Annotated in this window: 26 protein-coding genes; 11 read left to right on the top strand and 15 right to left on the bottom strand. The window is 67.4% G+C overall.

The features are described from left to right. Positions 1 to 36: 36 nt before the first annotated feature. The gene (locus E8D38_RS13790) at positions 37 to 429 is read left to right on the top strand and encodes a hypothetical protein (RefSeq protein WP_140631385.1); all 393 of its coding nucleotides are present in this window, start codon (positions 37 to 39) and stop codon (positions 427 to 429) included. 265 nt (positions 430 to 694) lie between these two features. On the opposite strand, the gene E8D38_RS13785 is transcribed toward E8D38_RS13790, so the two are convergent. The 5 genes from E8D38_RS13785 to E8D38_RS13765 all read right to left on the bottom strand — a co-directional run bounded on the left by E8D38_RS13785 (position 695) and on the right by E8D38_RS13765 (position 5736). Then, entirely contained in the window at positions 695 to 1918 is a 1224-nt protein-coding gene (locus E8D38_RS13785; protein ID WP_140631381.1) for a maltoporin, read from the bottom strand. 322 nt (positions 1919 to 2240) lie between these two features. After that, entirely contained in the window at positions 2241 to 3062 is an 822-nt protein-coding gene (locus E8D38_RS13780; protein WP_140631378.1) for a LytR/AlgR family response regulator transcription factor, read from the bottom strand. Beyond that, positions 3059 to 4189: a sensor histidine kinase gene (locus E8D38_RS13775; protein WP_140631375.1), complete on the bottom strand. Its 1131-nt coding sequence runs from the start codon at positions 4187 to 4189 to the stop codon at positions 3059 to 3061. Before E8D38_RS13775 ends, E8D38_RS13780 begins: the two co-directional genes overlap by 4 nt. After that, positions 4183 to 5121 (bottom strand): DUF6622 family protein, encoded by a 939-nt coding sequence (locus tag E8D38_RS29420; protein ID WP_342779542.1) that lies wholly within the window; start codon positions 5119 to 5121, stop codon positions 4183 to 4185. Before E8D38_RS29420 ends, E8D38_RS13775 begins: the two co-directional genes overlap by 7 nt. Positions 5122 to 5235: 114 nt before the next feature. Continuing rightward, positions 5236 to 5736, bottom strand: a complete 501-nt coding sequence (locus E8D38_RS13765; protein WP_140631370.1) for an Lrp/AsnC family transcriptional regulator — start codon at positions 5734 to 5736, stop codon at positions 5236 to 5238. A gap of 131 nt (positions 5737 to 5867) precedes the next feature. On the opposite strand from E8D38_RS13765, the gene rocD reads away from it, so the two are divergent. Both rocD and E8D38_RS13755 read left to right on the top strand, forming a co-directional pair. Continuing rightward, complete coding sequence (gene rocD / locus E8D38_RS13760) at positions 5868 to 7097, top strand: ornithine--oxo-acid transaminase (protein ID WP_140631366.1); 1230 nt, start codon at positions 5868 to 5870, stop codon at positions 7095 to 7097. Positions 7098 to 7196: 99 nt separating this feature from the next. Further along, on the top strand, positions 7197 to 8498 hold the full coding sequence (locus E8D38_RS13755; RefSeq protein ID WP_140631363.1) for a DUF4397 domain-containing protein: 1302 nt from the start codon (positions 7197 to 7199) through the stop codon (positions 8496 to 8498). Between the two features lie 23 nt (positions 8499 to 8521). On the opposite strand, the gene E8D38_RS13750 is transcribed toward E8D38_RS13755, so the two are convergent. Further along, on the bottom strand, positions 8522 to 9733 hold the full coding sequence (locus E8D38_RS13750; protein ID WP_140631358.1) for a GNAT family N-acetyltransferase: 1212 nt from the start codon (positions 9731 to 9733) through the stop codon (positions 8522 to 8524). Between E8D38_RS13750 and E8D38_RS13745 the strand changes: the two genes are divergently transcribed. Together E8D38_RS13745 and E8D38_RS13740 are read left to right on the top strand one after the other, a co-directional pair. Further along, complete coding sequence (locus E8D38_RS13745; RefSeq protein WP_140631355.1) at positions 9732 to 11429, top strand: NAD+ synthase; 1698 nt, start codon at positions 9732 to 9734, stop codon at positions 11427 to 11429. The two genes, E8D38_RS13750 and E8D38_RS13745, sit on opposite strands and share 2 nt — an antisense overlap. Before the next feature lie 135 nt (positions 11430 to 11564). After that, positions 11565 to 11903 carry a P-II family nitrogen regulator gene (locus E8D38_RS13740; RefSeq protein WP_140631349.1) on the top strand — a complete coding sequence of 113 codons (339 nt, stop codon included), beginning with the start codon at positions 11565 to 11567 and terminating at the stop codon, positions 11901 to 11903. 80 nt (positions 11904 to 11983) lie between these two features. On the opposite strand, the gene E8D38_RS13735 is transcribed toward E8D38_RS13740, so the two are convergent. The 6 genes from E8D38_RS13735 to E8D38_RS13710 are packed head-to-tail and all read right to left on the bottom strand — an operon-like array spanning position 11984 to position 15373. Then, the gene (locus E8D38_RS13735) at positions 11984 to 12568 is read right to left on the bottom strand and encodes an LOG family protein (protein ID WP_140631346.1); all 585 of its coding nucleotides are present in this window, start codon (positions 12566 to 12568) and stop codon (positions 11984 to 11986) included. A 13-nt stretch (positions 12569 to 12581) separates the two neighbouring features. Then, positions 12582 to 12959, bottom strand: a complete 378-nt coding sequence (locus tag E8D38_RS13730; protein WP_140631343.1) for a diacylglycerol kinase — start codon at positions 12957 to 12959, stop codon at positions 12582 to 12584. Positions 12960 to 12993: 34 nt separating this feature from the next. Continuing rightward, the gene (locus E8D38_RS13725) at positions 12994 to 13542 is read right to left on the bottom strand and encodes an RDD family protein (protein ID WP_140631340.1); all 549 of its coding nucleotides are present in this window, start codon (positions 13540 to 13542) and stop codon (positions 12994 to 12996) included. After that, a complete protein-coding gene (locus tag E8D38_RS13720) occupies positions 13542 to 14330 on the bottom strand; it encodes a DUF3106 domain-containing protein (protein ID WP_140631336.1) in 789 nt (262 codons plus the stop codon). The genes E8D38_RS13725 and E8D38_RS13720 overlap by 1 nt, the downstream gene beginning before the upstream one ends. Before the next feature lie 6 nt (positions 14331 to 14336). After that, entirely contained in the window at positions 14337 to 14810 is a 474-nt protein-coding gene (locus E8D38_RS13715) for a DUF3619 family protein (RefSeq protein WP_246099479.1), read from the bottom strand. After that, the gene (locus tag E8D38_RS13710; protein ID WP_140631333.1) at positions 14807 to 15373 is read right to left on the bottom strand and encodes an RNA polymerase sigma factor; all 567 of its coding nucleotides are present in this window, start codon (positions 15371 to 15373) and stop codon (positions 14807 to 14809) included. Before E8D38_RS13710 ends, E8D38_RS13715 begins: the two co-directional genes overlap by 4 nt. A gap of 275 nt (positions 15374 to 15648) precedes the next feature. On the opposite strand from E8D38_RS13710, the gene E8D38_RS13705 reads away from it, so the two are divergent. From E8D38_RS13705 to pbpG, 6 genes are all read left to right on the top strand, one after another. Next, positions 15649 to 17424: an acetolactate synthase 3 catalytic subunit gene (locus E8D38_RS13705; RefSeq protein ID WP_140631330.1), complete on the top strand. Its 1776-nt coding sequence runs from the start codon at positions 15649 to 15651 to the stop codon at positions 17422 to 17424. Positions 17425 to 17592: 168 nt separating this feature from the next. Then, complete coding sequence (ilvN, locus tag E8D38_RS13700; RefSeq protein WP_140631327.1) at positions 17593 to 18084, top strand: acetolactate synthase small subunit; 492 nt, start codon at positions 17593 to 17595, stop codon at positions 18082 to 18084. Positions 18085 to 18193: 109 nt separating this feature from the next. Then, on the top strand, positions 18194 to 19210 hold the full coding sequence (gene ilvC, locus E8D38_RS13695; RefSeq protein ID WP_140631325.1) for a ketol-acid reductoisomerase: 1017 nt from the start codon (positions 18194 to 18196) through the stop codon (positions 19208 to 19210). A 113-nt stretch (positions 19211 to 19323) separates the two neighbouring features. Beyond that, on the top strand, positions 19324 to 20157 hold the full coding sequence (gene pssA, locus E8D38_RS13690; RefSeq protein WP_425462772.1) for a CDP-diacylglycerol--serine O-phosphatidyltransferase: 834 nt from the start codon (positions 19324 to 19326) through the stop codon (positions 20155 to 20157). A gap of 16 nt (positions 20158 to 20173) precedes the next feature. Next, positions 20174 to 21715 (top strand): 2-isopropylmalate synthase, encoded by a 1542-nt coding sequence (locus E8D38_RS13685; protein ID WP_140631322.1) that lies wholly within the window; start codon positions 20174 to 20176, stop codon positions 21713 to 21715. 182 nt (positions 21716 to 21897) lie between these two features. Next, positions 21898 to 22878 (top strand): D-alanyl-D-alanine endopeptidase, encoded by a 981-nt coding sequence (gene pbpG / locus E8D38_RS13680; protein ID WP_140631319.1) that lies wholly within the window; start codon positions 21898 to 21900, stop codon positions 22876 to 22878. Positions 22879 to 22945: 67 nt separating this feature from the next. Here pbpG and E8D38_RS13675 read toward each other — a convergent pair whose 3' ends face one another. The 3 genes from E8D38_RS13675 to hpnD form a co-directional block, all read right to left on the bottom strand. Next, the gene (locus tag E8D38_RS13675; RefSeq protein ID WP_140631316.1) at positions 22946 to 23722 is read right to left on the bottom strand and encodes an IclR family transcriptional regulator; all 777 of its coding nucleotides are present in this window, start codon (positions 23720 to 23722) and stop codon (positions 22946 to 22948) included. 69 nt (positions 23723 to 23791) lie between these two features. Then, entirely contained in the window at positions 23792 to 25099 is a 1308-nt protein-coding gene (gene hpnE / locus E8D38_RS28990) for a hydroxysqualene dehydroxylase HpnE (protein WP_246099478.1), read from the bottom strand. Then, positions 25099 to 25947: a presqualene diphosphate synthase HpnD gene (gene hpnD, locus E8D38_RS28985; RefSeq protein ID WP_246099477.1), complete on the bottom strand. Its 849-nt coding sequence runs from the start codon at positions 25945 to 25947 to the stop codon at positions 25099 to 25101. Before hpnD ends, hpnE begins: the two co-directional genes overlap by 1 nt. Positions 25948 to 25962 lie beyond the last annotated feature (15 nt).

Raw genomic sequence — 25962 nt, 5'->3', positions numbered from 1 at the left:
CTCTCGACCGTCTCGCGCGCCTCGAAAGGAGCCAACATGATCCGATTCCTCAAGACCTTCGTGCTCGGCTCGCTGGCGGCGCTGGGCGCGCTGGCGGCCGGTGCTGCCCATGCCGGCCGCGACGTGTACTGGTCGGTGGACGTCCAGGCGCCCGGCTACCCCGTGGGCGTCGGCGCGTCGTTCTCGAACGCGCCGCGCGTGGTGGCCTATCCGCAACCGGTGTACGTGGCGCCGCCTCCGGTGGTCTACGCACCACCCCCGGTGGTGTATGTCCCACGCCCCGTGTATGTGCAGCCGCGCCCCGTGTACTACTACGGGCCGCCTGCCTACTACTACGACGACCATCCGCGTCATCGCCGCCACTGGCGCCACGACCGTTGGCACAGGCATGACAGGCGGCACCATCGCGGTGGCGACTGGGACGATTGATCGGTCGTCGGTCTTCCGAGGTCTCGAAAGAAAGACGCCTGCAGGTCATCGCCTGCAGGCGTTTTGCGTTGCGCGTCGCGGTTCAGCGGTACTGGCGCAGGCGCTCCATCTCCCGCTCGGCCATGCGCTGTCAGGCAGCCCCAAGAAAAAACGGGCCTGGGGCGATGGCCCCGGCCCGAACCCCTGTCGATAAGGGTTGCTCTCTTGGAGTGAGTTGCTCCTTGGGCGGGGAGCCCTGGGCGGGCTCCCCGGCATCAGGCCGAGATCAGAACCAGATCTCGACCTGGGCACCGTAGCTGGTGCCCTTGGTCTTGCCGTTGAAGGCAGGGGCCGGCAGGCCCATGAACGGTGCGGCGGCGTCATTCCACTTGGCGGTGGTGACGTACAGGCGCAGCTCGGGGCGGTTCCAGAAGCCCGGGCCGGTGGACAGCGTGGGCGCCAGGGTGAACTTGGTCAGCTTCTGGGTGGCCCCGCCATCGGGCTTGCGCTGCGAGTAGCCGGCCTCGGCCACCAGCTTGAAGTGCTTGGTGAAGGCATACGAGGCGCGACCGCCCACCGAGATGGAGTCGGTGTCGCCGCCACCATCGACCTTGTCCTGCTGGAGCATCACCATGGCCTGGCCGCCGAAGGCGCCCAGCTGCCAGGTGAGCCCGTCGACCACGCGCCAGCTCTTGTTGCCCGACGGGGCGCTCAGGTTGGCGAAGTTGCCGTTGAGGCCGGCCGAGCCCTGTGCCAGCTGCACCCACAGCGTGTTGCTGCCGCCCAGCGCTGAAATCTCCTGGTTGTGCTGCACGGTGAAGCCGAAGCCGTCCTTGCCCTCGTCCACCACTGCGGTGCGGGGGTCGTCGCTGAAGTTGCCGTCGGTGTAGGTGCCGATCAGGCGCAGCTTGCCGCCGGGGTTGACCGCGATGTCGTACAGCTCGGCGTTGATGCGGTTGCCGGAGACCTGTCGTTCGTTGGCGGCGTCGGTATGGAAGTAGGCCAGGGCGAACTTGCCCACGCCGACGTCCACTTCGTTCATGCCGGCACCGGTGCCGCTCATGTTGGTGAAGAAGGTGTCCACGATGTGCACGTCCGCACGGCCGTAGAAACGCTTGCCGATCCAGAAGTTGGCGCCCGGGGCAATGTCGAAGCCCTTGCCTTCGACGTACATCTGGTTGATGCCCACCTTGGAGGTGTCACCGTCGGTGTTGCCCTCGTACAGGTTGGTCATCAGGTGCGCCTTGTAGTTGACGCCGTCCTTCTCGAAGCCCTGGCTGAGCAGGAACTCGCCGTAGAAGTCGCACTCGTTGCCCAGGCGGTACTTCATGCCTTCGCCGGGCAGGCCGTAGCAGGCGCGCTGCGCGTCCTTCTTGCTGCCGCCCGGGCCGGTGCGGAAGTAGCCGCCCCAATCGACGGCAAAGGCGGGGGCGCAGACGGCGGATGCGGCGAGGGCGAGGCCAGCCAGCTTCAGCGCTTTCGGCAGGGTGCGAGCATTTCTCTGTGTCATGGTTGTCTCCTAGACGTTTGATCGCGATACGCAGGAGGCATGGTGCCGGGGCAGCACCATCCCCCGGCGCGAATTCTTTAAGCGTTGTTTAACGAAATAAAGCGAGTGTTAATACTGGTATTCAGGGCCGGCGCGCTGGAGTATTGAACCCGTGCAGCGCTGTCCGACCCTTCCAGGTGATGCCGCTTTTCAGAGGAGGAATGGAGGAGGGCAGGCGCGGGCTCGGCGTGGCCTCAGCCCGGAGCACCGATCACCGCGGTCTACGTCAGGTGTACAAAAGCTTGATGAAAGATTAACTCTGTGGCGCCGTCACTACAGCGCACTACATGGCGCGGAACAGGTGGGCGTACATGCGGCTCACGACCAGCCTCTCCGGCCGGCTGCGCAGGGTGAGATGCAGCTTGCCCGCTTCGTCGCGCGTCACCGTGTCGATCGCGTCGCTGCGCACGACGGTGCCTCGGTGGATCTGCCAGAAGCGCCCCGGCGGCAACTGCGGCAGCAGTTCGCGCAAAGGGACGCGGATGAGGTGCTCGTGCGTGGCCGTGATGACCCGCACGTACTTGTCGGCGGCCTCGAAGTACAGCACCTCGTCCACCGGCACCATGTGCAGCGTGTTGCCGACGCCCGCCTGGATGACCGAAAGCGGCGCGGTGGCAGAACGGGGACCGGCAAGACCGCCGGCACCCAGCAGGGCCCGCAGCTGGTCGACCGCAGCGCCGAGGGCCGGAGCGTCGCCGCCGGCCGCGCGCTGGCGCAAGAGAGTCTGCAGCCTGGAGCAGGTCAACGCGAGCCGCTCGCCCTGCACCGGCTTGAGCACGTAGTCGACCGCCGCACGCTCGAAGGCCTGCAAGGCGTACTGGTCATAGGCGGTCACGAACACGATCAGCGGCAGCGGCACGCCGTCGGGCCAGTCCTCGACCACCGCCTGTGCCGCCTCGAGCCCGCTCATGCCCGGCATGCGGATGTCGAGGAACAGGACGTCGGGCTGCTGCTTCAACGCATGGTCGACGGCGGCTTCGCCGTCTTCGGCCATCGCCACGATCTGCAGCTGCGGCCACCGGGCCGCGAGTTCGGTGCGCAAGGCCTGCGCCAGCAGGGTTTCGTCTTCGGCGATCAGTGCGGTGGGCGAAGCGATCTGGCTCATGCGGTGGCGGCTTTCGGTGCGGTTCGTTCGGGCAGCAGCAGGACGGCCAGCGTCCCTCCCTCGGGTGCCGGCGCCAGCGTGAAGCTCGCGGCGTCGCCGTACAGCGTGGCCAGGCGCTCGTGAACTTGCGTGGTGCCGAAGCCCGCGCCGTCCTGGCCGATGGGCAACGGTGCTTCCGGGAGTGCGGCGCCGGTGTTGTGCACGGCCAGCCTCAGCCTGCCGTCGGCTTGCATCGAAGCCCGCACGCTGACGCGGCCGCCGCCGCGATGAGGCTCGAGCCCATGCTTGATGGCGTTCTCGACCAGCGGTTGCAGCACCAGCGCAGGCACCGGGCGACTGGCCAGGGCCTCGGGCAGCTCGAGTTCGACCTGCAGGCGCTCGCCCATGCGCACCTGCATGAGTGCGAGGTAGTCGGACAGCCGCTCGAACTCGGCAGCGAGAGGGTGCATGCCGACGCGGCTGGCGTTCAGCGTGGCCCGCAGGAATGCAATGAGCCGGTCGAGCATGGCCTGCGCCCGGGGCGGGTCCACCGCAATCAGTGCTCGCAGGTTGGCCAGGGTGTTGAACAGCATGTGCGGCTCGAGCTGTGACTCGAGCAGCTTGAGCTGGTGCTCCGCCGCCACCCGGCGCGCCGCTTCGGCCTCGGCGCGTGCCCCGGCCAGCGTCTCGCGGGTCTTGAAGAAATAGGTGCTGACCGTCGTGGTGACCACCGTGATGGTGAGGCCGAAGAGGTAGCCCCTCCAGCGCGACAGGCGCAATGTGGGCGTGGGGTTGCCGAGCAGCCAGTCGGCCAGACCCATGCCGAGCACGAATCCCAGCGAAACGCCGACGACGATGATGAGCGACATGCGAACCCAGCCCGGCCATCCATAGGTGGCCAGCAGAGTCTGCGGGTAGCGCTTGCGCGCCAGCTGGGCGATCACGGCGCGGCACACGTCGATCAGCAGCCAGCAGCTCATGCCGATGCTGCCGGAATAGACGACGTTCTCGAGCACCCTGCCGTGGTCCATGGCAGTGAGCACCGCAGCGACCACCATGCAGATCAGCAAGGTCTGCAGGCCGCGCCGGGCGTAGCCACGCAGCGTCAAGTCGGCGGCGGCTACCTGGGCCGTGGGTGAGCTCAGCATGGTGCGGCCGATTGTGGCTGCTGCCTCGGTGCCGTGGCGCGGGCCAGCTTCCACAGGCGCGCGGCGCGTCCGATGAAGAGGCCGCTGAACAGGCCGTACAGCGCGCTCACCGCAGCGGCAAAGCCGGGCTGGTGCGCGAGCCCGGGTTGCAGCGCAAGGGTCACGCCCACCGCGTACTTGACGGAAAAGACGCCGGCGATGAGCAGCAGGGGTACCAGGCTGCCAGGCAGGGTGAAGCGGCGTTCTGCGGCGTCGTACCGGGTGCCCTCGGGCAACGGCGTCGCCGACACTGCGCCGGCCGCCAGCACCGCGGCCATGACCCACAGGGAGAGGCTGGCCGGGGCGGAGCCGAAGGCCGACACCAATCCGGAGACCGCCAGCGCGGTCATGCCGAGCGGCAGGGTCAGCACTCGCTGCAGCGACGCTTCGCGGGCAAAACACTGCGACACGCCCAAGGCCAGCAGCGCCGCCAGCAGGCCATACACCCACCCTGGCGTGTGCGCGAGGATCGATGCCGGCGAGGCGAGCCCGGCAGCCCCGCCGAGCCACTCGTTCCACAGCAGGTTGCCGAGGTATCGCCTGGGTGCCAGCGCGAACAGGCCGGCGACGATGCAGCCGCCGATGTAGGTGCCTTGCATGAAGCGCCGGTGCATCGCCGCATCGCCCCGCGCGACGATGAACCAGAGCCCGCCGCCCACGCCACCGAAGGTGATGAGCGTGACGAGGTGGATGGGCGTGTAGCCGGCGATGTTGGGCATGTCGTGGCTGCGCAGGAAGAGGCTCGACACGGCGGCGCCCAGCATCAGGGTCACCCAGGCATAACCGGCGGCGCGATGCCCGCGCGAACCCTTGCGTGCCCACAAGGCGAACGGGCCCAGCAACAGGGCGCAAAGCGCAAAGGTGAGGTGGATGCTGACAAGCGGACTTGGCATGGCGCTCTCCGGTGGTGAACGGGTGCCATGCTCGGGTCGCCCGGCCCGCGCAGCGAGGCCCTTGCGACGAGCCGCAGGCCGCGGGCGCCAAACGACAGCGGCGCGCCGCGAAGCTCAGCCGGCTTCGGTGGGCAGCGGCGCGGGCGGCTTGATCTCCTCGAGGCAGATCATCGAGCGCACGTTGGCCACGCCGCTGATCTGCATGAGCCGGTCGGTGAGGAACTGCGACAGGGCCTTCAGGTCGCGGGCCACCACCTTGAGCAGGTAGTCGGAGTCGCCCGACACCGTGTGGCACTCGAGGATTTCCGGAAACTGCCGGATCGTGTGCTCGAACTCGCGAACCCGGGCGAACTGCTCGGCGGTGATGTCCACGCTCACGAAGGCCATCACCGAATAGCCCAGCGCCTCCCGGTCCACCTGGGCCGCGTAGCCGCGGATCACCCCGCGTTCCTCGAGCGCCTTGACCCGGCGAAAGCACTGCGGGGCGGACAGGTGCACTGCCGCCGACAGTTCCACGTTCGAGGCGCGGCCGGCGCGCTGCAGGTGGGCGAGCAGGCGCCGGTCGAGCGTGTCGACCGTGCCTTGAGCAGGGGTAGCAGGCGGAGATTGATCCATGCCAATACCTCTCTATGCAAGATCATTGCGCCATTCTGGACTCAACCACAACAAGTGGAAAGCACCTTGCGCCGCACCATGGCTACAGTGATCGCTTCAATTCGCCAGACACAACACCGATCGGAGACCCCATGACCGCGCATCCCGGCTTTCCCCTCGAGGCCAGCCCCATCGCGCTGGAAGAGCGCTATGGCGCGCACAACTACCACCCGCTGCCGGTCGTGCTGACGCGCGGGCAGGGTGTGCACCTGTGGGATGACCAGGGGCGCCGCTACCTCGACATGATGTCGGCCTACTCGGCCGTCAGCTTCGGCCACAGCCACCCTCAGCTGGTCGAGGCGCTGGTCGCGCAGGCACGGCAACTGGCCGTGACCTCGCGCGCCTTCCACACCGACAAGCTCGGTGCCTTCGTGCAGCGCCTGTGCAGCGCCACCGGCATGGACCGCGCGCTGCCGATGAACTCCGGCGCCGAGGCGGTGGAGACGGCGTTGAAGGCCGCACGCAAGTGGGGCTACACGGTGAAGGGCGTGCCCGAGGGGCGCGCACGGATCATCGTGGCGGCCAACAACTTCGCCGGCCGCACCACCACCATCGTGGGCTTCTCCACCGAGCCGCAGTACCGCGCCGGCTTCGGCCCGTTCGCGCCCGGCTTCGTGACCGTGCCCTTCGGCGATGCGGACGCCCTCGAGGCCGCCATCACGCCGGACACGGTGGCCTTCCTGGTCGAGCCGATCCAGGGCGAAGCCGGCATCGTCGTGCCGCCCGCGGGCTTCCTGAGGAAGGCGCGCGAGCTGTGCACCCGGCACAACGTGCTGCTCATCTGCGACGAGATCCAGACCGGCCTGGGCCGCACCGGTGCCCTGCTGGCCTGCGACCACGAAGGCATCCGGCCTGACGGACTCACGCTCGGCAAGGCCCTCGGCGGCGGCCTGCTGCCGGTGAGCGCCTTCCTGGCGCGCGAAGACGTGATGGCGGTGTTCACGCCGGGCGACCACGGTTCCACCTTCGGCGGCAACCCGCTGTCGGCTGCGGTGGGCGCGGCGGCGCTGCAGCTGCTCGAAGAAGAGAAGCTTTCACAGCGCGCGGCGGCCGGCGGCGAAACCTTGATGGCCGAACTGCGTGCGCTCGGCCATCCGGCCATCCGCGACGTGCGCGGCAAGGGCCTGCTCGTCGGCGTGGAGATCGACCCGGCGTTTGCCAGCGCTCGCGTCGTATGCGAAGGCCTGATGCGCGAAGGCGTGCTCACCAAGGACACCCACGGGACGGTGGTGCGCCTCGCGCCGCCGTTGGTCATCGAGCCGGCGCAGATCACAGAGGCCGTGCAGGCCCTGCGCCGCGTGTTGCTGTCGCTGGCCCGGTAAGGCCGGCCTGCGGCACGGCAACCCCCGTCGGAGGGGTTGCAGCCTCCCTGGGGTATCGTCGATCCTTCCGGGCCTTTCCGCGCCCGAGGGACTCATACGATGGCCGACCTGCCTCAGCACTTCGAACAAGACACGCGTACCTCCACCACCCGACGCAAGCTGCTGGGCGCCATGGGCGCCGTGGCGCTGACACCTCTGGGCATGGCCGGCTGCGGCGGCAGCCGCGACGAGCCGGCCAGCATCCGCTTCGTCAACGCGACCCTCGACGCCGGCGACCTCACGGCCCAGCTCGATGGCGCCACACTGGCGACGCTGCAGCCTGGCGACGCGACGGGTTTCATCGGCATCGAGGACAAGTCGCAGACGCTGAGAATCAAGGCCGAGGGTGTGACGCTGCTGGAGCGGGGTATCGATCCCGGCCGCAAGAGCCACGTCACTGCCGTGCTGCACGGCAGCGCCAGCAGCCTGCAACTGGCCGTGTTCGAAGACGAAACCGAGGGCAAGCCGGGTGGCGGCGAATGCAAGGTGCGGCTGTTCAACGGCAGTGACAACGGCAGCCTCGACCTCTTCCTGACCAGCCCGAATGCCGACATCTCGGTCGTTCCGCCGGCCGTTTCAGCCACGGCAGAGCTGCAGTTCAGCAGCTATGTGCAGGTCTCCAGCGGATCGCGCCGGCTGCGCGTTGCCCGCAACGGTGACCGCAACGACGTGCGCCTGGACGTGGCGTCGGTCGAGCTGCCGAGCGCGGGCGTGGTGACCGTGGTGGTCCTGCCCACGCGCAGCGCGCGGCTGCTGCAGGCGGTGATGCTGGTGCACGAGGGCAGCTCCACCAAGCTGGCGAATCCCTTCGGCCGTACCGTCTTCGTCAATGCGATGGCCAGCACCGCCATGGCAGCCCCACGGATCGACACCACCGTGCGGCCCGCGCTGGCCGGCGGCGGAACCAGCGAGGTGGTGAACGTGGCCACCGGCGATCGTGCGCTCGGCTTCGTCGTCAATGGCGGGGCGCTCACCGAGCAGCGCACCGTGGCTGCGGCGACCGACACCACTTGCGTGGTCTATGGCGATGCGGGTTCGCCGCAGTTGACCTTCGTGGCCGATGACAACCGCAGCTCCGCCGTCGCGACACAGGTGAAGCTGCGGCTGGGCAATTTCGGGGTGGGTGTGACCACCGCCACGCTGCTGGTCGACCTGGCCTCGACCGGCGCGACGGCCGCCTACGGTGCGGTGTCGGCCTATGTGCAGGTCAATGTGGGTGAGCGCGACCTGGCCGTGACCGGCGGTACCGGGGCCACGTTGGCGAGTCTGGCCGATCAGGCGCTGGTGGCTGAGGGCGTTTACACGCTCTTCCTCCTGGGCACCGCCGGGACGCCGCAACTGGTGCTGCGACGCGACCGCTGAGCCGGAGGCGGCATCCGCGTGCCTCAGACCTTGAACGGGTTGCGCTCGGCCAGCTCGTTCACGTAGGTCGCGATGCCGGCCTCTTCGCGCTCCAGGTAGCGCCGCACGGCGCCGGCGAAACGCGTGTCGGCGAGCCAGTGCGCCGACCAGGTGCGCACCGGCATCAGACCGCGCGCCATCTTGTGCTCGCCCTGGGCGCCGCCTTCGAAACGCAGGTAGCCGTTGGCGATACACCACTCCAGCGGCTGGTAGTAGCAGGCCTCGAAGTGGAGGCAGTTCACCGGCTCGATGGCGCCCCAGTACCGCCCGAAGGCGTTGCCGCGTGCGGGGTCGAGCGCCACCAGGGAGCAGCCTATGGCCCGGCCCTCGCGTCGCGCGATGAAGAGCAGCCAGTGCTCGGGCATGGTGGCAGCCATCTGCGCGAAGAACTCCCGCGTGAGGTAGGGCGTGGAGTGGTGTGCACGGTAGGTATGGCAGTAGCACCGGTGGACGAAGTCCCAGTCGGCCTCGCCGATCTGCTTGCCGTGTCGCGTTTCGAAGGTCACGCCCGCTTCGCGCACGTAGCGCCGCTCCTGCAGCATCTTGCGCCGCTTGTCGCGCTGCAGGCCGGCGGCGAACTCTGCGAAATCGGCATAGGGCAGCGGTTCGCGATTGACCCAGTGGAACTGCACGGTGCTGCGCTCCATCCAGCCTTGCCTGCGCAAGGCGGCGCGGTCGGCTTCATCGATGAACAGCACATGGGCCGATGACAGGCCGCCCTGGGCGGCGTATTGCTCCATGGCCTGCAGCATCAGCACGCGTGCGGCGTCATCGCGGGCCAGCAGCCTCGGCCCTGGCACGGGCGTGAACGGCACGGCGCAGAGCAGCTTCGGGTAGTAGCGCCCGCCGGCACGTTCCCACGCGTCAGCCCAGGCCCAGTCGAATACGTACTCGCCGTACGAATGGCTCTTCAGGTAGAGCGGGCAGGCGGCCAGCAGCGTGGCGCCTTGCTGCACACACAGGAATTGCGGTGCCCAGCCGGTGTCGGGTATGGCGCTTGCGGACCGGTGCATGGCCAGCAGGTACTCATGGCGCATGAAGGGCGAGGCTTGCGGGCTTGCATCGACCAGCGCGTTCCAGGCCTCGCGGTCGACGTTTGCCGGATCGTCGATCACGAGCACGCGTACCGCGGACTCGGCGGTACCATCGTCGCGTCCCTCGATGTCCCTGCCGCTGTTGCTGCCCGTTGTGCTCATGTCTTCCCAAACGCCCTCGCTCAAGATTGCTCTGGTCCAGTTCAACGCCACCGTGGGCGACCTCGCCGGCAACGTGGCGCGTGTCGTCGATGCGGCACGCCGGGCCCACGGCCGCGGCGCGCGGGTGGTGCTGGCGCCCGAACTGGCGCTGTGCGGCTACCCGCCCGAGGACCTGCTGCTGCGCCCGTCCTTCCTGCGTGCCTGCGATGAGGCCCTGGCCGATTGCGCCCGCCAGCTGGCCGACCTGCCGGGCCTGCACCTGGTGGTGGGGCATCCGCGCGCCCTCGACGGATCGAGCGGCGATGTTCGCACGCGCTCCTGGGCCGTGCAGCAGCGGGTGAATGCGGCCTCGGTGCTTTCCGGCGGCAAGGTGATCGGCACCTACGCGAAGCGCGAGCTGCCCAACTACCAGGTGTTCGACGAGCGCCGCTATTTCGTCTCCGGCCGCGACGCCGGCGAAGCGCCGCTGGTGTTCGAGGTGGACGGCCTGCGCCTGGGCCTGCTGATCTGCGAAGACGCCTGGTTCGACGAACCGCCTGCAGCTGCCAAGGCCGCAGGCGCGCAGGCGCTGCTGGTGCTGAATGCGTCGCCCTTCCACCTGGGCAAGGGCAACGAGCGAGAGGAGCGCATGTCGGCCCGCGCCCGCTCGCTTGGGCTGCCGCTGCTGTACGCCCACCTGGTGGGCGGGCAGGACGAAGTGGTCTTCGACGGCGCATCGTTCGCGGTCGATGCGCACGGCGCGCTGTGCGGACGGGCGCCAAGCTTCGAAGCGGCCGAGCTGCTGGTGGACGTGAGCGCGGACGGGCAGGTGCGCGGCCCGGTGGTGGAGCTGCCTGGCCTCGAGGCGCAGGCCTGGGGCGCCCTGGTGACCGGCGTGCGCGACTACCTCGGCAAGAACGGCTTCCCCGGCGCGATCATCGGCCTGTCCGGCGGCATCGATTCGGCACTCGTGCTGTCGATCGCCGTCGATGCGCTGGGCGCCGACAAGGTGCGCGCGGTGATGATGCCGTCGCCCTATACCGCCGACATTTCCTGGATCGACTCGCGAGACATGGCCCGGCGCGTGAAGGTGCAGTACGACGAGATTTCCATCGTGCCGATGTTCGACGCCTTCAAGGCGAGCCTGGCAAACGAGTTCGCCGGCCTCCCCGAAGACGCCACGGAAGAGAACATCCAGGCCCGCATCCGCGGCACGCTGCTGATGGCGCTGAGCAACAAGAGCGGCCGCATCGTGCTCACCACCGGCAACAAGAGCGAAATGGCCACCGGCTACTGCACCCTCTACGGCGACATGGCCGGCGGCTTCGCGGTCATCAAGGACGTGGCCAAGACGCTGGTGTATCGCCTGGCGCGCTGGCGCAACGAGGAGGCGACGCGCCAGGGGCAGGAGCCGCCGATTCCCGAGCGGATCATCACCCGCGCACCGTCGGCCGAACTGCGACCCAACCAGACCGACCAGGACAGCCTGCCGCCGTATGACGTGCTGGATGCCATCCTGGCGCGCTACATGGAAGACGACCAGTCGATCGACGAGATCGTCGCCGCCGGCTACGGCGCGGCCGACGTGGAGCGGGTCACCCGGCTCATCAAGATCAACGAATACAAGCGCCGCCAGGCGCCGGTGGGCATTCGCATCACGCACCGTGCGTTCGGCCGCGACTGGCGCTATCCGATCACGTCCAAGTTCCGTGCGTGAATGCTGGTGCCGAGGCCTGCAACGGTGCGCCCGGCACCACGATGGGATGCATGAGGCGTGCATCAAAGTTGCATAGCCCCTGCCCATGTTCCATGCTTAAATTCGCCCAGCCCCCATCACCTCCCGGAGTTCGCCATGAAGCAGATCACCGCCATCGTCAAACCGTTCAAGCTCGAAGAGGTCCGTGAGGCGCTGGCCGATGTCGGCGTGACCGGGCTCACCGTGACCGAAGTCAAGGGTTTCGGCCGCCAGAAGGGGCACACCGAGCTGTACCGCGGCGCCGAATACGTGGTGGACTTCCTGCCCAAGGTGAAGGTCGAGGTGGTGGTGAAGGACGGTGATGTCGACCGCTGCATCGAAGCGATCGTGAAGGCAGCCAAGACTGGCAAGATCGGCGACGGCAAGATCTTCGTCACGCCGGTCGAGCAGGTGGTGCGCATCCGCACCGGCGAAACCGACGAAGCTGCGGTCTGATCCGTTCACCCCAGGCTGCTCCAAAGACAAGGCCCGCCATCGGCGGGCCTTGTCTTTGGCGGCATTGTTCGCTGCGCGCGTCAGATGCGCGTGTAGTCGTCGGGGCCGGAGGTGCGAGGCGCCAGCAGGGACAGGCGCTGCAGGAGGCGCACCGCGTCGGTGTCCACCTGCAGGGTCTTCAGCTGCGTTTCGGAGAGGAAGCCGGCTTCGGTGGTCTGCGACATGAAGTCCAGGAAGGTGTCGTAGTAGCCGGCCACGTTGAGCAGGCCGATGGGTTTGTCGTGGTAGCCGAGCTGGTGCCACGTCCAGACCTCGAACAGCTCTTCGAAGGTGCCGATGCCCCCGGGCAGCGCGACGAACACGTCGGCCCGCTCGGCCATCATCTGCTTGCGCTCGTGCATGGTCTGCACCACGTGCAGCTCGGCCAGGCCGCGGTGCCCCACTTCGCGCTTCATCAGGCTCTCGGGAATGATGCCGACGACGCGTGCGCCGCTTTCGATCGCTGCATCGGCCACCACGCCCATCAAGCCGACGTTGCCGCCGCCATAGACCAGCTGCCAGCCGTTGCGGCCGATCAGCCCGCCCAGCTCGAGGGCAGCCGCTTCATACTCGGGACGGTTGCCGAATCGCGAACCGCAATAGACACAGACCGTTAGCGTCTTCATGACGGATCCTGTTTCAGCCCAGCCGATGCATCAATGCCGCGATCCAGATGCCTGCACACAGCACGAGTGACAGGAACACGGCGGCGCTGGCCAGGTCCTTGGCTCGCTTGGAGAGGTCGTGCAGCTCGTAGCTCACCCGGTCGATTGCGGCTTCGATGCCGGAGTTGAGCAGCTCGACGATCAGCACCAGCAGGACGGAGCCGACCAGCACGGCCACTTCCAGCCAGCTGCGCCCCACCCAGAAGGCGGCCGGAATCATCAGGGCCGCGAGCCAGAACTCCTGGCGGAACGCACTTTCGCCGTGGTAGGCGGTCTTCAGGCCGTCGAGGGAGTAGCCGGTCGCGCGAACGATGCGCTCCAGGCCCGTGCGGCCTTTGTACGGATTGCTCATGGCCGGCGATTGTGCCGTGCCTGCGTGACGGGAGTCAGGCGGCCGGGCGTGCGGGTGGTGCCGGGCGCCAGTGAATGAGTCGGGTGCCGCACAGCGCGTCATGGAGGAACTGCCGCTGCGGATGCAGGAACGACAGCAGCGCATACAGCAGCACGCCGGCCAGCACGCAGCCGAACACCGCCCATGCGCTGTGATGCCAGCCGGCCGTGTAGGCGATCGCGAGCGACGGCAGGAACCACACCCAGCTGGCGAGGTAGCGGGCGAGGGCCCGCAGCCGCGACACTGGCTGGCCGTCCCGCCCGACGAGACGCACATGCCAGGTCTGCATGGCAAGAGTCTGGCCGGTGCGTGACCAGTACCAGACGAAGTACACGCCAAGTACCAGGAACATCGCGAGGATCATGCCCTGGCGGCCCTGCAGCGCATGGCGCTGCTGGCTCACCACGGAGTAGGCGATGCCGGCCACGAACACCACCCCGAACAGCAGCACGCCTTCGTAGAGGAAGCTCGCCAGGCGACGGCGCAGGCTGGGAGCGCGCAGGTCGGCGACCGCCGCCCCGGAAACTGCCGATGCGGCGGTCATCAGTTTTTCTTGTTGCTGTTGCCGTTGTTGCCGCCATCGCTGTTGCGACGAGGCCGAACGGGCTCGACGGCAGCGCCTTGCGGGCCGCGCTGGGGCAGGAGGGTGTTGCGGTCGACGAACTCGGGCGTCGCCGCGATCTTCGGCAGGCCGGTCTGCTGGTGCGCCGGCGGGCTGGGTCGCTTGGACATGAGCGTCGTGGTCGCGCCCGGCCGGGCTTGCACCACCGTGGGCGCCACCGGCTTGGGCGGCGGGGCCGTGTGCAGCGGGTTGGGCACGATGTTGGACTTGGCCTGCTCGGTGGTGCGTGCCGCACGGTTGTTCAAGCGAGAGTCCTGCGGGGCACGGCGTTCGGCCGCCCGCGAAGCCAGGGCCTTGCGCTCTTCTTCCGGGAGTGCCTGGTAGGCCTCCCAGCGGGCACGCCTTTCTTCGCGGCCGGCCTGCTGCTTGGCCTCCTGGAAGCTCTGGCGCACCTCGCCGCGCTGGGCAGGCGTGAGCCGGGCCCAGTCGGCCATGCGTTCCTGCATGCGCTGCTGTTCGGGGGGCGACAGCTTCGGGTAGCGGGCTGTGAGCTCCAGCCACTTCTGCTTGCGGGGGGCGTCGATGCCGTCCCAGTCGCGCTGCAGCGGTTTCAGGACTTCACGTTGTGCGGGCGTGAGCTGGTTCCACCCGGGCCCGGCAGCGGCCGGGCCGGCCGCGATGACCGTGCTGCTGGCCATCGCGGCGGCCAGCATGAAAGCCAACGCCGGCAACAGCCGGCGCAGCTCGTGCAGGCGCGGACGTGTTTTCATCGTGGCCTATTCCCGGCCTGCGGAGGGCCCGGGCATGGTGAGGAACTCCCTGAACCCAGGGTCGCTGTAGGCGTCGGGCGGGAGGTCGTCGGACAGCAGGTCGGCGTCGATCTCTGCGGCCGTATCGATTTCTTCCTGCTGCTGGATCTGCTGGATGAGCAGCAACCCGGCAATCAGCGCCGCAAACGGGATGAGTGACGCCAGGCGCATCCACCAGCTGGCCGGACCGCCGCCAAGCGATGCGGTGCCGGACCCGGAGGCCACCACCGCAGCTTCGGCAGACGTGGCAGTCAGGCGCCGGGCTGCGCGGGCACGTTCGAGCGCCTGGTCGCGCGCCACCCGCAGGCGCTCGCTCACGTCGTGCGACACGGCTTCGCTGCCCTCGCTCAGGCGAGCGGTGAGGCGCAAGGCAAAGCGGGCTTCCAGCGCCTCAGGGTCGAGGCGGGGGGGCAGCGAGTAAGTGGCGTTCGAGTTCTTCACAGCGTGATTCCCTTCGCTCTCAGGGCCTTGGCCAAGCTGTGCACCGCGCGGGAGCAGTGGGTCTTGACGCTGCCTTCCGAGCAACCCATGGCAGCGGCCGTCTCGGCGACGTCGAGCTCTTCCCAGTAACGCATCAGGAAGGCCTCGCGTTGACGCGCCGGCAGCTTGCCGACCTCTCCTTCGATCACTTGCAGAATCTGGGCCCGCGACACCGAGTCCGCCGAGCTTTCGGTGGCGGTAGAGCCGTCCAGGGCCTCCAAAGTTTCCAGCAGATCGAAATCGCCGTCATGGTCGGGACCCTCGAAATCCGAGAAGGACTGCATGACGGCACCGCGCACCTTCTGGCGGCGGAACCAGTCCATGGTGGCGTTCGACAGGATGCGCTGGAACAGCAGCGGCAACTCGGCGGCCGGGCGATCCGCGTACTTCTCGGCCAGGCGGATCATGGAGTCCTGCACGATGTCGAGCGCGCCTTCTTCGTCGCGCATGGCGTAGACCGTGCGCTTGAAGGCTCGCTTTTCGACGCTCTTGAGGAAGTCCGTGAGTTCTTTGTCGGTAGCCAAGGGGGGCGTGTGCGGTTCGTCGGCGCCGGACGTAGGGCGCCGAGGCGGCCGGGATTATGTCATTGCACCGAAACCAGGCAGTACCGAAGCGTGTCGGGGCGCCCGTTGCTTCGAAGTGATGCCATAATGCTGCTTCGCACAACGCTCTTTGGGTCTCAAGCGGCTGCCCGACCTGGGTGCCGTTTTTTTGACCGCGCAGGTCCCACATCCACCTCACGAGGGTGCGAAGAGGGGCACCAAAGGTTTTTCGTTAGAGAAATTCCAAGAGGTTCTAAATGGATATGTCTGCCGCGGAAGTCAAGCGTGCCGCTTCGGCACAACCGCAACCTTCCCCCAATCAGGAGCTCAACGGCTCCGAAATCCTCGTTCGCTGCCTGCAGGCCGAAGGTGTCAAGCACATCTGGGGCTATCCGGGCGGTGCCGTCCTCTACATCTACGACGCCCTGTACAAGCAGGAGACGATCGAGCACGTCCTGGTGCGCCATGAGCAGGCCGCGATCCACGCAGCGGACGGCTATGCCCGCGCAACAGGCGACGTGGGCGTGGCGCTGGTGACCTCCGGGCCCGGCGTGACCAACGCCGTGACCGGCATTGCCACCGCCTACATGGACTCGATCCCGATGGTGATCATCACCGGCCAGGTGCCGACGCCCGCCATCGGCCTGGACGCCTTCCAGGAGTGCGACACCGTGGGCATCACGCGCCCGATCGTGAAGCACAACTTCCTGGTCAAGGACGTGCGCGACCTCGCCGTCACGGTCAAGAAGGCCTTCCATATCGCGCGTACCGGCCGGCCGGGCCCGGTGGTGGTCGACGTTCCCAAGGACGTGTCGCTGAAGACCGCGCCGTTCCAGTATCCGTCGCACATCGAGATGCGCTCGTACACCCCGGCACGCAAGGGGCACAGCGGGCAGATCCGCAAGGCCGTGCAGTTGCTGCTGCAGGCCAGGCGGCCTTACATCTACACCGGCGGCGGCGTGATCCTGGGCAATGCATCGGCCGAACTGCGTGAGCTGGTCAACCTGCTGGGTTACCCGTGCACCAACACCCTGATGGGCCTGGGCGCGTTCCCCGCCACCGACCCGCGCTTCCTCGGCATGCTGGGTATGCATGGCACGTATGAAGCCAACATGACCATGCAGAACTGCGACGTGCTGCTGGCCGTGGGCGCCCGTTTCGACGACCGCGTCATCGGCAACCCGAAGCATTTCTCGTCGGTCGAACGCAAGATCATCCATGTGGACATCGACCCGTCGTCGATCTCCAAGCGGGTGAAGGTCGACATCCCGATCGTCGGCGACGTGAAGGACGTGCTGCAGGAGCTGATCGCCCAGCTGAAGGAAGCGCAGGCCAAGCCCGATGGGGCCGCGCTCTCGGCGTGGTGGGCCCAGATCAACGAGTGGCGCAAGCGCGACTGCCTGAAGTACAAGCGCTCCAACGAGGTCATCAAGCCGCAGTACGTGGTCGAGACCCTGTGGGAGATGACCAAGGACCGCGAGACCTACATCACATCCGACGTCGGCCAGCACCAGATGTGGGCCGCGCAGTTCTACCGCTTCGACGAGCCGCGCCGCTGGATCAACTCCGGCGGACTGGGCACCATGGGCGTGGGCCTGCCGTACGCCATGGGCATCAAGCTGGCGAAGCCCGATGCCGACGTGTTCTGCATCACCGGCGAGGGTTCGATCCAGATGTGCATCCAGGAGCTCTCGACCTGCCTGCAGTACAAGACGCCGGTCAAGATCGTCTCCCTGAACAACCGCTACCTGGGCATGGTGCGCCAATGGCAGCAGCTGGACTACGGCGGCCGCTACTCGCACAGCTACATGGATGCGCTGCCCGACTTCGTGAAGCTCGCGGAGGCCTACGGCCACGTCGGCCTGCTGGTCGAGAAGCCGGGCGACGTGGAGCCTGCGTTGCGCGAGGCCATGAAGCTCAAGGACCGCACCGTCTTCCTCGACGTGCGCACCGATCCCACCGAGAACGTCTGGCCCATGGTCCAGGCGGGCAAGGGCATTACGGAGATGCTGCTGGGTTCCGAAGACCTCTGAAGCCCCGGTCCGAACCTGTGCGAGGGTGGCGTGCTTGCCGGCACGCCGTCAGGAGCGCAGGGGAGGGCCAGGACCGGTTGCAGGGACCATCTCCCTTCTTCAATCGAAAGGCGTGGCCAAGGGCCTGGGGTTACCGCCCCCGGCCTGAAGAGCGCGACAAACGATCACATGAAACACATCATTGCCTGTCTGCTGGAGAACGAGCCGGGTGCTCTCTCCCGCGTCGTGGGCCTCTTCTCGGCCCGCGGCTACAACATCGAAAGCCTCACGGTGGCGCCGACGGAAGATCCGTCGCTGTCGCGCATGACCATCGTGACCACCGGCTCGGATGACGTGATCGAGCAGATCACCAAGCATCTGAACCGCCTCATCGAGGTGGTGAAGGTGGTCGACCTCACCGAGGGCAGCTTCACCGAGCGCGAACTCATGCTCATCAAGGTGCGCGCCGTCGGCAAGGAGCGCGAGGAGATGAAGCGCATGTCGGACATCTTCCGCGGCCGCATCATCGACGTCACCGAGAAGACCTACACGATCGAGCTGACCGGCGACGCCGGCAAGCTCGACGCATTCATCGAGGCGGTGGACCGCACCGCCATTCTGGAAACCGTGCGCACCGGCACCAGCGGGATCGGTCGCGGCGAGCGCATCCTGAGAGTCTGACAATCACCCCCGTAGCGCCTTTGGCGCACCCCCTCCAGGGGCGCCGCTGGCGGACCGGCAATGCTGGGTCCGCGGCGGCTACTTGAAACGAATCCAACCGGAGAGAACCATGAAGGTCTATTACGACAAGGACGCCGACCTGAGCCTGATCAAGGGCAAGAACGTCACCATCATCGGCTACGGCTCGCAGGGCCATGCACACGCCCAGAACCTCAACGACAGCGGCGTGAAGGTGACCGTGGGCCTGCGCCGTGGCGGTGCCTCGTGGAACAAGGCTGAAAAGGCCGGCCTGCGCGTGGCCGAGATCGCCGAGGCGGTGAAGGCCGCCGACGTCGTGATGATCCTGCTGCCCGACGAGCAGATCGCCGACGTCTACAAGAAGGAAGTCGAGCCCAACATCAAGCAGGGCGCGTCACTGGCGTTCGCGCACGGCTTCAACGTGCACTACGGCCAGGTGCAGCCGCGTGCCGACCTCGACGTCTGGATGGTGGCCCCGAAGGCCCCCGGCCACACCGTGCGTTCGACCTACACGCAAGGCGGCGGCGTGCCTCACCTGATCGCCGTCTATGCCGACAAGACCGGCAAGGCGCGCGACCTGGCACTGAGCTACGCCGCGGCCAACGGCGGCGGCAAGGCCGGTGTCATCGAAACCAGCTTCCGTGAAGAGACCGAAACCGACCTGTTCGGCGAGCAGGCCGTGCTGTGCGGCGGCACCGTCGAGCTGATCAAGGCCGGCTTCGAGACGCTGGTGGAAGCCGGCTATGCGCCCGAGATGGCGTACTTCGAGTGCCTGCACGAGCTCAAGCTCATCGTGGACCTGATCTACGAAGGCGGCATCGCGAACATGAACTACTCGATCTCCAACAACGCGGAGTACGGCGAGTACGTGACGGGCCCGAAGGTCGTGACCGAGGACACCAAGAACGCCATGCGCCAGGCGCTCAAGGACATCCAGACCGGTGAGTACGCCAAGAGCTTCATCCTGGAGAACCGCGCCGGCGCCCCGACGCTGCTGTCGCGCCGCCGTCTGACCTCGGAGCACCAGATCGAGGTGGTGGGCGAGCAGCTGCGCGCGATGATGCCCTGGATCAAGAAGAATCGCCTGGTCGACCAGAGCAAGAACTGATCGGTTTCCGGCACCGCAAAGGCCGCCGCGCCGCAGGGCGCGGCGGCCTTTTTTCATTGCGGGCGTGATGTATCCTCGCCGGCCTATGCAGCGCGTATCGAACGTTTTCTCCCATGCATGACGCAGCCATGGACGACACCCACGACCTGAACGAGGACCCGCTGCCGCAGCGGCCGCGCCGCAAGGGCATCTACATCCTGCCGAACCTGTTCACGCTGGCCGCGCTGTTCGGCGGCTTCTATGCCGTCGTGATGGCGATGAACGGTCGCTTCGAGCAGGCCGCCATCGGCGTGTTCTGCGCGATGGTGCTCGACAGCCTGGACGGCCGCGTCGCCCGCATGACCAACACGCAGAGCACGTTCGGCGAGCACATGGACAGCCTGTCCGACATGGTGTCGTTCGGTGCGGCTCCGGCGCTCATCGTGTACGAGTGGGCACTCAAGGGGCTGGGCAAGCTCGGCTGGATCGCCGCCTTCGTGTATTGCGCGGGCGCTGCGCTGCGCCTTGCGCGCTTCAACACCAACATACAGGTGGTGGACAAGCGCTTCTTCCAGGGGCTGCCGAGCCCGGCCGCTGCGGCGCTCGTCATGGGGCTCATCTGGCTGCTAGACGACGCAGGCTACCGCGACGTGCGCAGCATCGAATGGCTGGCCTGGACCGCCTTCGGTTTCACCCTCTACGCCGGGCTCACGATGGTCACCAACGTGCCGTTCTACAGCTTCAAGGACGTGAGCTTCAAGCGCTCGGTGCCGTTCATCGTGATCGTCCTGATCGCGCTCGGCATTGCCGTGATCAACATCCACCCACCCACCGTGCTGTTCGGCCTGTTCGTGTTCTACGGGCTGTCGGGCTATGTGGTGTACGTGTGGAAGAAGCGCAAGGGCCGCCCGGTGAGCGTGATCGCCACCTCGATGGACGAGCCCGACGAACAGGGCCTGCACGAGTAGGCCCGCGGAGACTCTCATGGCCGACAAGCTCATCATCTTCGACACCACCTTGCGCGACGGCGAGCAGTCGCCCGGCGCCTCCATGACCAAGGAAGAGAAGCTGCGCATCGCGCGGCAGCTCGAACGCCTGCGCGTCGACGTCATCGAAGCCGGCTTTGCCGCCTCGTCCAACGGCGACTTCGACGCGGTGAAGGCGATCGCCGACAGCATCAAGGACAGCACCGTGTGCTCGCTCGCCCGCGCGAACGATCGCGACATCTCGCGTGCGGCCGAGGCGTTGAAGGGCGCGCGCTCGGCGCGCATCCACACCTTCATCGCGACCAGTGCGCTGCACATGGAGAAGAAGCTGCGCATGACGCCGGACCAGGTGCATGAGCAGGCCAGGCTGGCGGTGCGGTTCGCCCGCAACCTGACGGGCGACGTCGAGTTCTCGCCCGAAGACGGCTACCGCTCCGACGTGGACTTCCTGTGCCGGGTGCTCGAGGCGGTGATCGCCGAGGGCGCGACCACGATCAACATTCCCGACACCGTGGGGTATGCGATCCCCGAGCTCTACGGCAACTTCATCAAGACCCTGCGCGAGCGCATTCCGAATTCCGACAAGGCCATCTGGTCGGTGCATTGCCACAACGACCTCGGCATGGCGGTCGCCAACTCGCTGGCCGGCGTGAAGCTGGGCGGCGCGCGGCAGGTCGAGTGCACCATCAACGGCCTGGGCGAGCGGGCCGGCAACTGCTCGCTCGAAGAAGTGGTGATGGCGGTGCGGACCCGCCGCGACTACTTCGGCCTCGAGGTGGGCATCGACACGTCGCAGATCGTGCCGGCCTCGCGCATGGTCAGCCAGACCACCGGTTTCGTGGTGCAGCCCAACAAGGCGGTGGTCGGAGCCAATGCCTTCGCGCATGCGTCGGGCATCCACCAGGACGGCGTGCTCAAGGCGCGTGACACCTACGAGATCATGCGTGCCGAAGACGTGGGGTGGACGGCCAACAAGATCGTGCTGGGCAAGCTGTCGGGTCGCAACGCGTTCAAGCAGCGGCTGCAGGAGCTGGGCATCGAGATGGAGTCGGAGGCCGAGGTCAACGCCGCGTTTGCCAAGTTCAAGGACCTTGCCGACCGCAAGAGCGAGATCTTCGACGAGGACATCATTGCCTTGGTCGGCGACGAAAGCGTCACCACGACGCACGAGCACTACCGGCTGCTCGATCTCGCGCAGCACTCCGAAATGGGCGAGCGCCCGCATGCCAAGGTCGCGTTTGCCGCCGGCGAAGTGGAGCTCCACGCTGAGAGCGACGGCAACGGCCCGGTCGATGCGAGCCTCAAGGCCATCGAGTCCAAGGTGGAAAGTGGCGCCGAAATGCTGCTCTATTCGGTCAATGCCATCACGTCGGGAAGCACAGAATCCCAGGGCGAAGTGACGATACGGCTCCAGCATGGTGGGCGGGTCGTCAATGGCGTCGGCGCCGATCCCGACATCGTCGTGGCTTCTGCCAAGGCGTATTTGGCGGCACTGAACAAGCTGCACAGCAAAAACGACCGCGTTGCCGCTCAGGGTTGATCCTGAGCCAAAAAGTTCTCGTATCAGGGCACTTGAGGAAAAGCACGTAAGTTTTTGAATTGCATGCTTTTTTTCTTTCACCTACACTCGGCTCGCCGAGCGCAGGAGAGTGCCCCGTGTTGTTGTCCCGTTTCAAATTCCTGACTCAATCACTGCTAGTGCTGGCTTTCGCCGGGGGATTGATGCTGTCCGCCGCCCCCAATGCCGAAGCGGCCAGCAAGACCCGCCGCGTGACCGCGAGCAAGTCGGTCGCCAAGGTCAAGAGCGGCCGCGTCGCAAAACGTGGGGTGACCAAAACCCGTGTCGTGGCCCGCAACGTCGAGCCGGCGCGTCCCTCGTTCGGGCAACTCTCCGGCCTGCACAACACCGATGACGCCCTCGACCTGAAGTCGAGCGTGGCGCTGGTGATGGACCAGGAAACCAACGAAGTCCTGTTCAGCAAGAACTCGGGCGCCGTGCTGCCCATCGCCTCGCTGACCAAGCTGATGACCGCGCTGGTGGTGGTCGAGGCCCAGCAGCCGCTGGACGAGATGCTCACGGTCACGCCGGAAGACATCGACCTCGAAAAGGGGAGCCATTCCCGGCTGGCCATCGGTACGCAGCTCACCCGCGAGGAAATGCTGCACCTGGCGCTGATGTCGTCCGAGAACCGGGCCGCCAATGCGCTGGGCCGGCACTACCCCGGTGGCCTGCGCAGCTTCGTGATCGCCATGAACCACAAGGCGGCCGAACTGGGCATGAGCGACACCCGCTATGTCGAGCCGACCGGCCTGTCGAGCCGCAACCAGTCCAGCGCCCGCGACCTCGCGACGCTGGTGGACGCGGCCTACCAGCACCCGCTGATCCGCGAGCTGTCCACTTCGCAGGAATACCAGGTGGTCGTCGGGCGCCGCAACCTGCAATACCGCAACACCAACGGCCTGGTGCGCAACCCAACGTGGGAGATCGGCCTGCAGAAGACCGGCTACATCTCCGAAGCCGGCCGCTGCCTGGTCATGCAGGCGAGCCTGGCGGGCCGCAAGCTGATCATGGTGTTCCTGGATTCCGCCGGAAAGTACTCGCGCATCGGTGATGCGGAGCGCGTGCGCCGCTGGCTGGAGACGACGATGCCCCTGGGCCATCCGCAGCCTGCGACGGCCGCGACCCCTCGCGTCACCTCCTGAGCACACACCCTCAAGCAAAAAGGCCTGGAGCGACGCTCCAGGCCTTTTGCTTTGCGGCGCGAGAACGCTAGCGAGCCTGGCCCCGGTGACCCAGCGCCGAGGAGATCTGCGACGCCGTGGCCTTCAGGCGGTCCATCCAGGCATCTTCGAGCCGATCGGCCGGGGCCGAGATCGACAGGCCTGCGACGAGCTTGTCCTGGTCGTCATAGATGCCTGCGGCCATGCAGCGCACACCCAACTCGAGCTCTTCGTTGTCGCGCGCGGTGCCGCTTTGCAGCACGCGTGACAGTTCCCGCTCGAGCACGGGCAGCTCGGTGATGCTGTTGCGGGTGTGTCCGGACAGGCCGGTGCGGGTGGCATAGGCCCGCACGCGCTGGGCATCGTCATGCGCCAGGAACAGCTTGCCGACCGAGGTGAGGTGCAGCGGCGCGCGGCCGCCCACCGCGCGGACCACCTGCATGCCGGAGCGTTCGCTGTAGGTGCGCTCGATATAGACGATCTCGTCGCCCTGCCGTACCGACAGGTTGACCGGCTGGTGGGTCAGCTTGTGCAACTCCCGCATCGGCCCGAGCGCCGCATCGCGCACGTCGAGCCGTGCCTTCACCAGGTTTCCGAGCTCCAGCAGGCGCATGCCGAGGCGGTAGCTGCCGGCCTCCGGCCGGTCGACATAGCGGCCGATCGCGAGGTCATTGAGGATGCGATGCGCCGTCGAAGGGTGCAGCCCTGTCTGTTCGCTGATCTCTTTCAGCGACACGGGGTCCTGATGGCTCGCGAGCACGTCCAGCAATGCAAACATGCGTTCCATCACCTGGATCGTGGGGGTCTGATCCTCGATCTTTTTCATGAGAGGAATTCTCGCTTAGAACGCCGCAATTTTGTATAGCGAAAATTGCACCCACCAAATGGTTTCGTTTCAGTGCGGTTCCGTGGATTGGCGCGCGGCTGCCGTGCCGGAGCGCATGGCTCCTTCGAGCGTGGCGGGGTAGGGGCCTTCGACGTAGTCACCGGCCGCCCAAAGCCCGGCCGCGATGGCGCCTGGCGGGCGGCGCAGGTCGGGGGTGCACAGGAAGGTGGCTCGCTTTTCGCACAAGGTGCGCAGCAGCTTCGGTTCTCCACGCAGCTGGGGCCCCAGCTCGCGCATCAGTTCCTGGCGGACCGATTCGGCAGCGGGCTCGAGCCCTCGCTCGACGGCCTCTCGCGCGCCGCTGATCACCGCGGCCAGCACGCCGGAAGCGGCGGCATCGCCACGCAGTTGGCCGAGGTCGAACACGTACTGGGCCAGCCCTTGGCGCAGGGCCAGCATCGGCTGCGCCAGCCGCGTGCCGGCAGACGACAGCAGCACCGTGATGATCGGCTCATAGCAGAGCGCCTTGGCCAACTGGGCCCAGGCGGGCGCTTCCTGCTGCACCAGCCGGGCCGCCTCGACCGCACTGCAGGCCAGGACCACCCGGTCGAATGCCTTGCCATCGATGTCCCAGGTGCCGGCTCGGCGCTCGAGGGTCGCGACGCGCACGCCGGTCTCGATGCGTACTCCCCGTCCCTGCAGCCATTCGTGCGCCTTTTCGGGCCACAAGGCGCTCAGGTCCACCCGCGGCAGCAGCAGGTCGGCGGCACCGGGGCCTGCGAACAGCGCGTCGTGCATCACCCGCAGAAACACGGTGGCGCTGGCTTGCTCGACCGGTGTGTTCAGCGCCGCCACGCACAACGGGGCCAGCAGTTCGTCGCGCAGGCGTTGCGGCAGGTTGGCGGTGAGCTGGGCGACCGTGAGTCGTGGGTCGCAACGAAAGCCGCGCAGCAGCCAGCCGCCGGCTGCTGCCAGCAAGGCTAGGCGGTCGCGCAGGCTCCAGCTGCGGGCGGCGAGCACTCCGCGTGCAAAGGCCGTGAGGGCGGGGCCGGCAGGCAGGCGCAGGCCGCTGCCGTCGGCGAATTGAAGGGTGAGCGGGCGGCGGTCGAAGGCCGCGCCGACGTCGACACCCACCAGCCGCATGAGCCGCAGCGATTCGCTGTAGGCGCCGATGAGGATGTGCTGCCCGTTGTCGATCGCCAGCCCTGCAGGGTCCAGCGGGCCGGGTGGCACGCGGCGGGCACGACCGCCGAGCTGCGGCGCCATTTCGAACAGTGTGACGGAGTGGCCCGCACCGGCGGCTTCAACCGCAGCGGCCAGGCCGGCCCAGCCGCCGCCCACCACGCAGACCCTCTGCGTCTTCCCCCCGGCGGCCACTACCGTTCGCGCCAGTTGGTGCGCCAGGCCAGCCACAGCTTGCGCAGCGGCGTGAGGCTCACCCGCTGGTGCAGCACCTGGAAGCCGCCGGCCTCGATCTCGCGCAGCAGCGTGCGGTAGATCTCGGCCATCATCAGCCCCGGCCGCTGGGTGCGCCGGTCGGCATCGGGCAGCAGGGCGAAGGCTTCGTCGTACAGGCGGTGGGCACGTTCGGCCTGAAAGCGCATGAGGGCGGTGAAGCGCTCGCTGTAGCCCCAGGGCGCATCGCGCTTGAGAAGCTCGTGGGCCTTCACGTCGAACTGCTGCAGCTCGCTTACCGGCAGATAGATGCGGCCGCGGCGCGCGTCTTCTCCGACGTCGCGAATGATGTTGGTGAGCTGGAACGCCAAGCCCAGCGTGTGGGCGTAGCGCACCGTCTGCTCCGACGTGCGGCCGAAGATCGCCGAGGCGACTTCGCCCACCACGCCGGCCACCAGGTGGCAATAGCGCGCAAGCCCGGCGTAGTCGAGGTAGCGGCTTTGCTGCAGGTCCATCTCGCAGCCTTCGATGACCGCCTGCAGATGGCCCGGCACGATGGCGTAGTCGTTGACGTGCGGCATCAGGGCCTGCATGACCGGGTGCGTGGGCCGGCCCGCGAAGGCCTGGTCCACCTCCTTGCGCCACCAGGCCAGCTTGGTGGCGGCCACGCCCGGGTCTTGTACTTCGTCCACCACGTCGTCCACCTCGCGGCAGAAGGCGTAGAAGGCGGTGATGGCCGCGCGGCGCGGCGGCGGCAGGAAGAGGAAGGCGTAGTAGAACGAGGAGCCGCTGGCGGCGGCCTTGTTCTGCACGTACTGTTGCGGCGTCATGGATGGAGCGGCGGG

Source organism: Methylibium rhizosphaerae (assembly GCF_006386545.1).
Taxonomy (GTDB): Bacteria; Pseudomonadota; Gammaproteobacteria; order Burkholderiales; family Burkholderiaceae_C; genus Pseudorivibacter; species Pseudorivibacter rhizosphaerae.
Note: the sequence above shows the minus strand (reverse complement) of the source record. Positions and strands in the feature narration are given on the sequence as shown.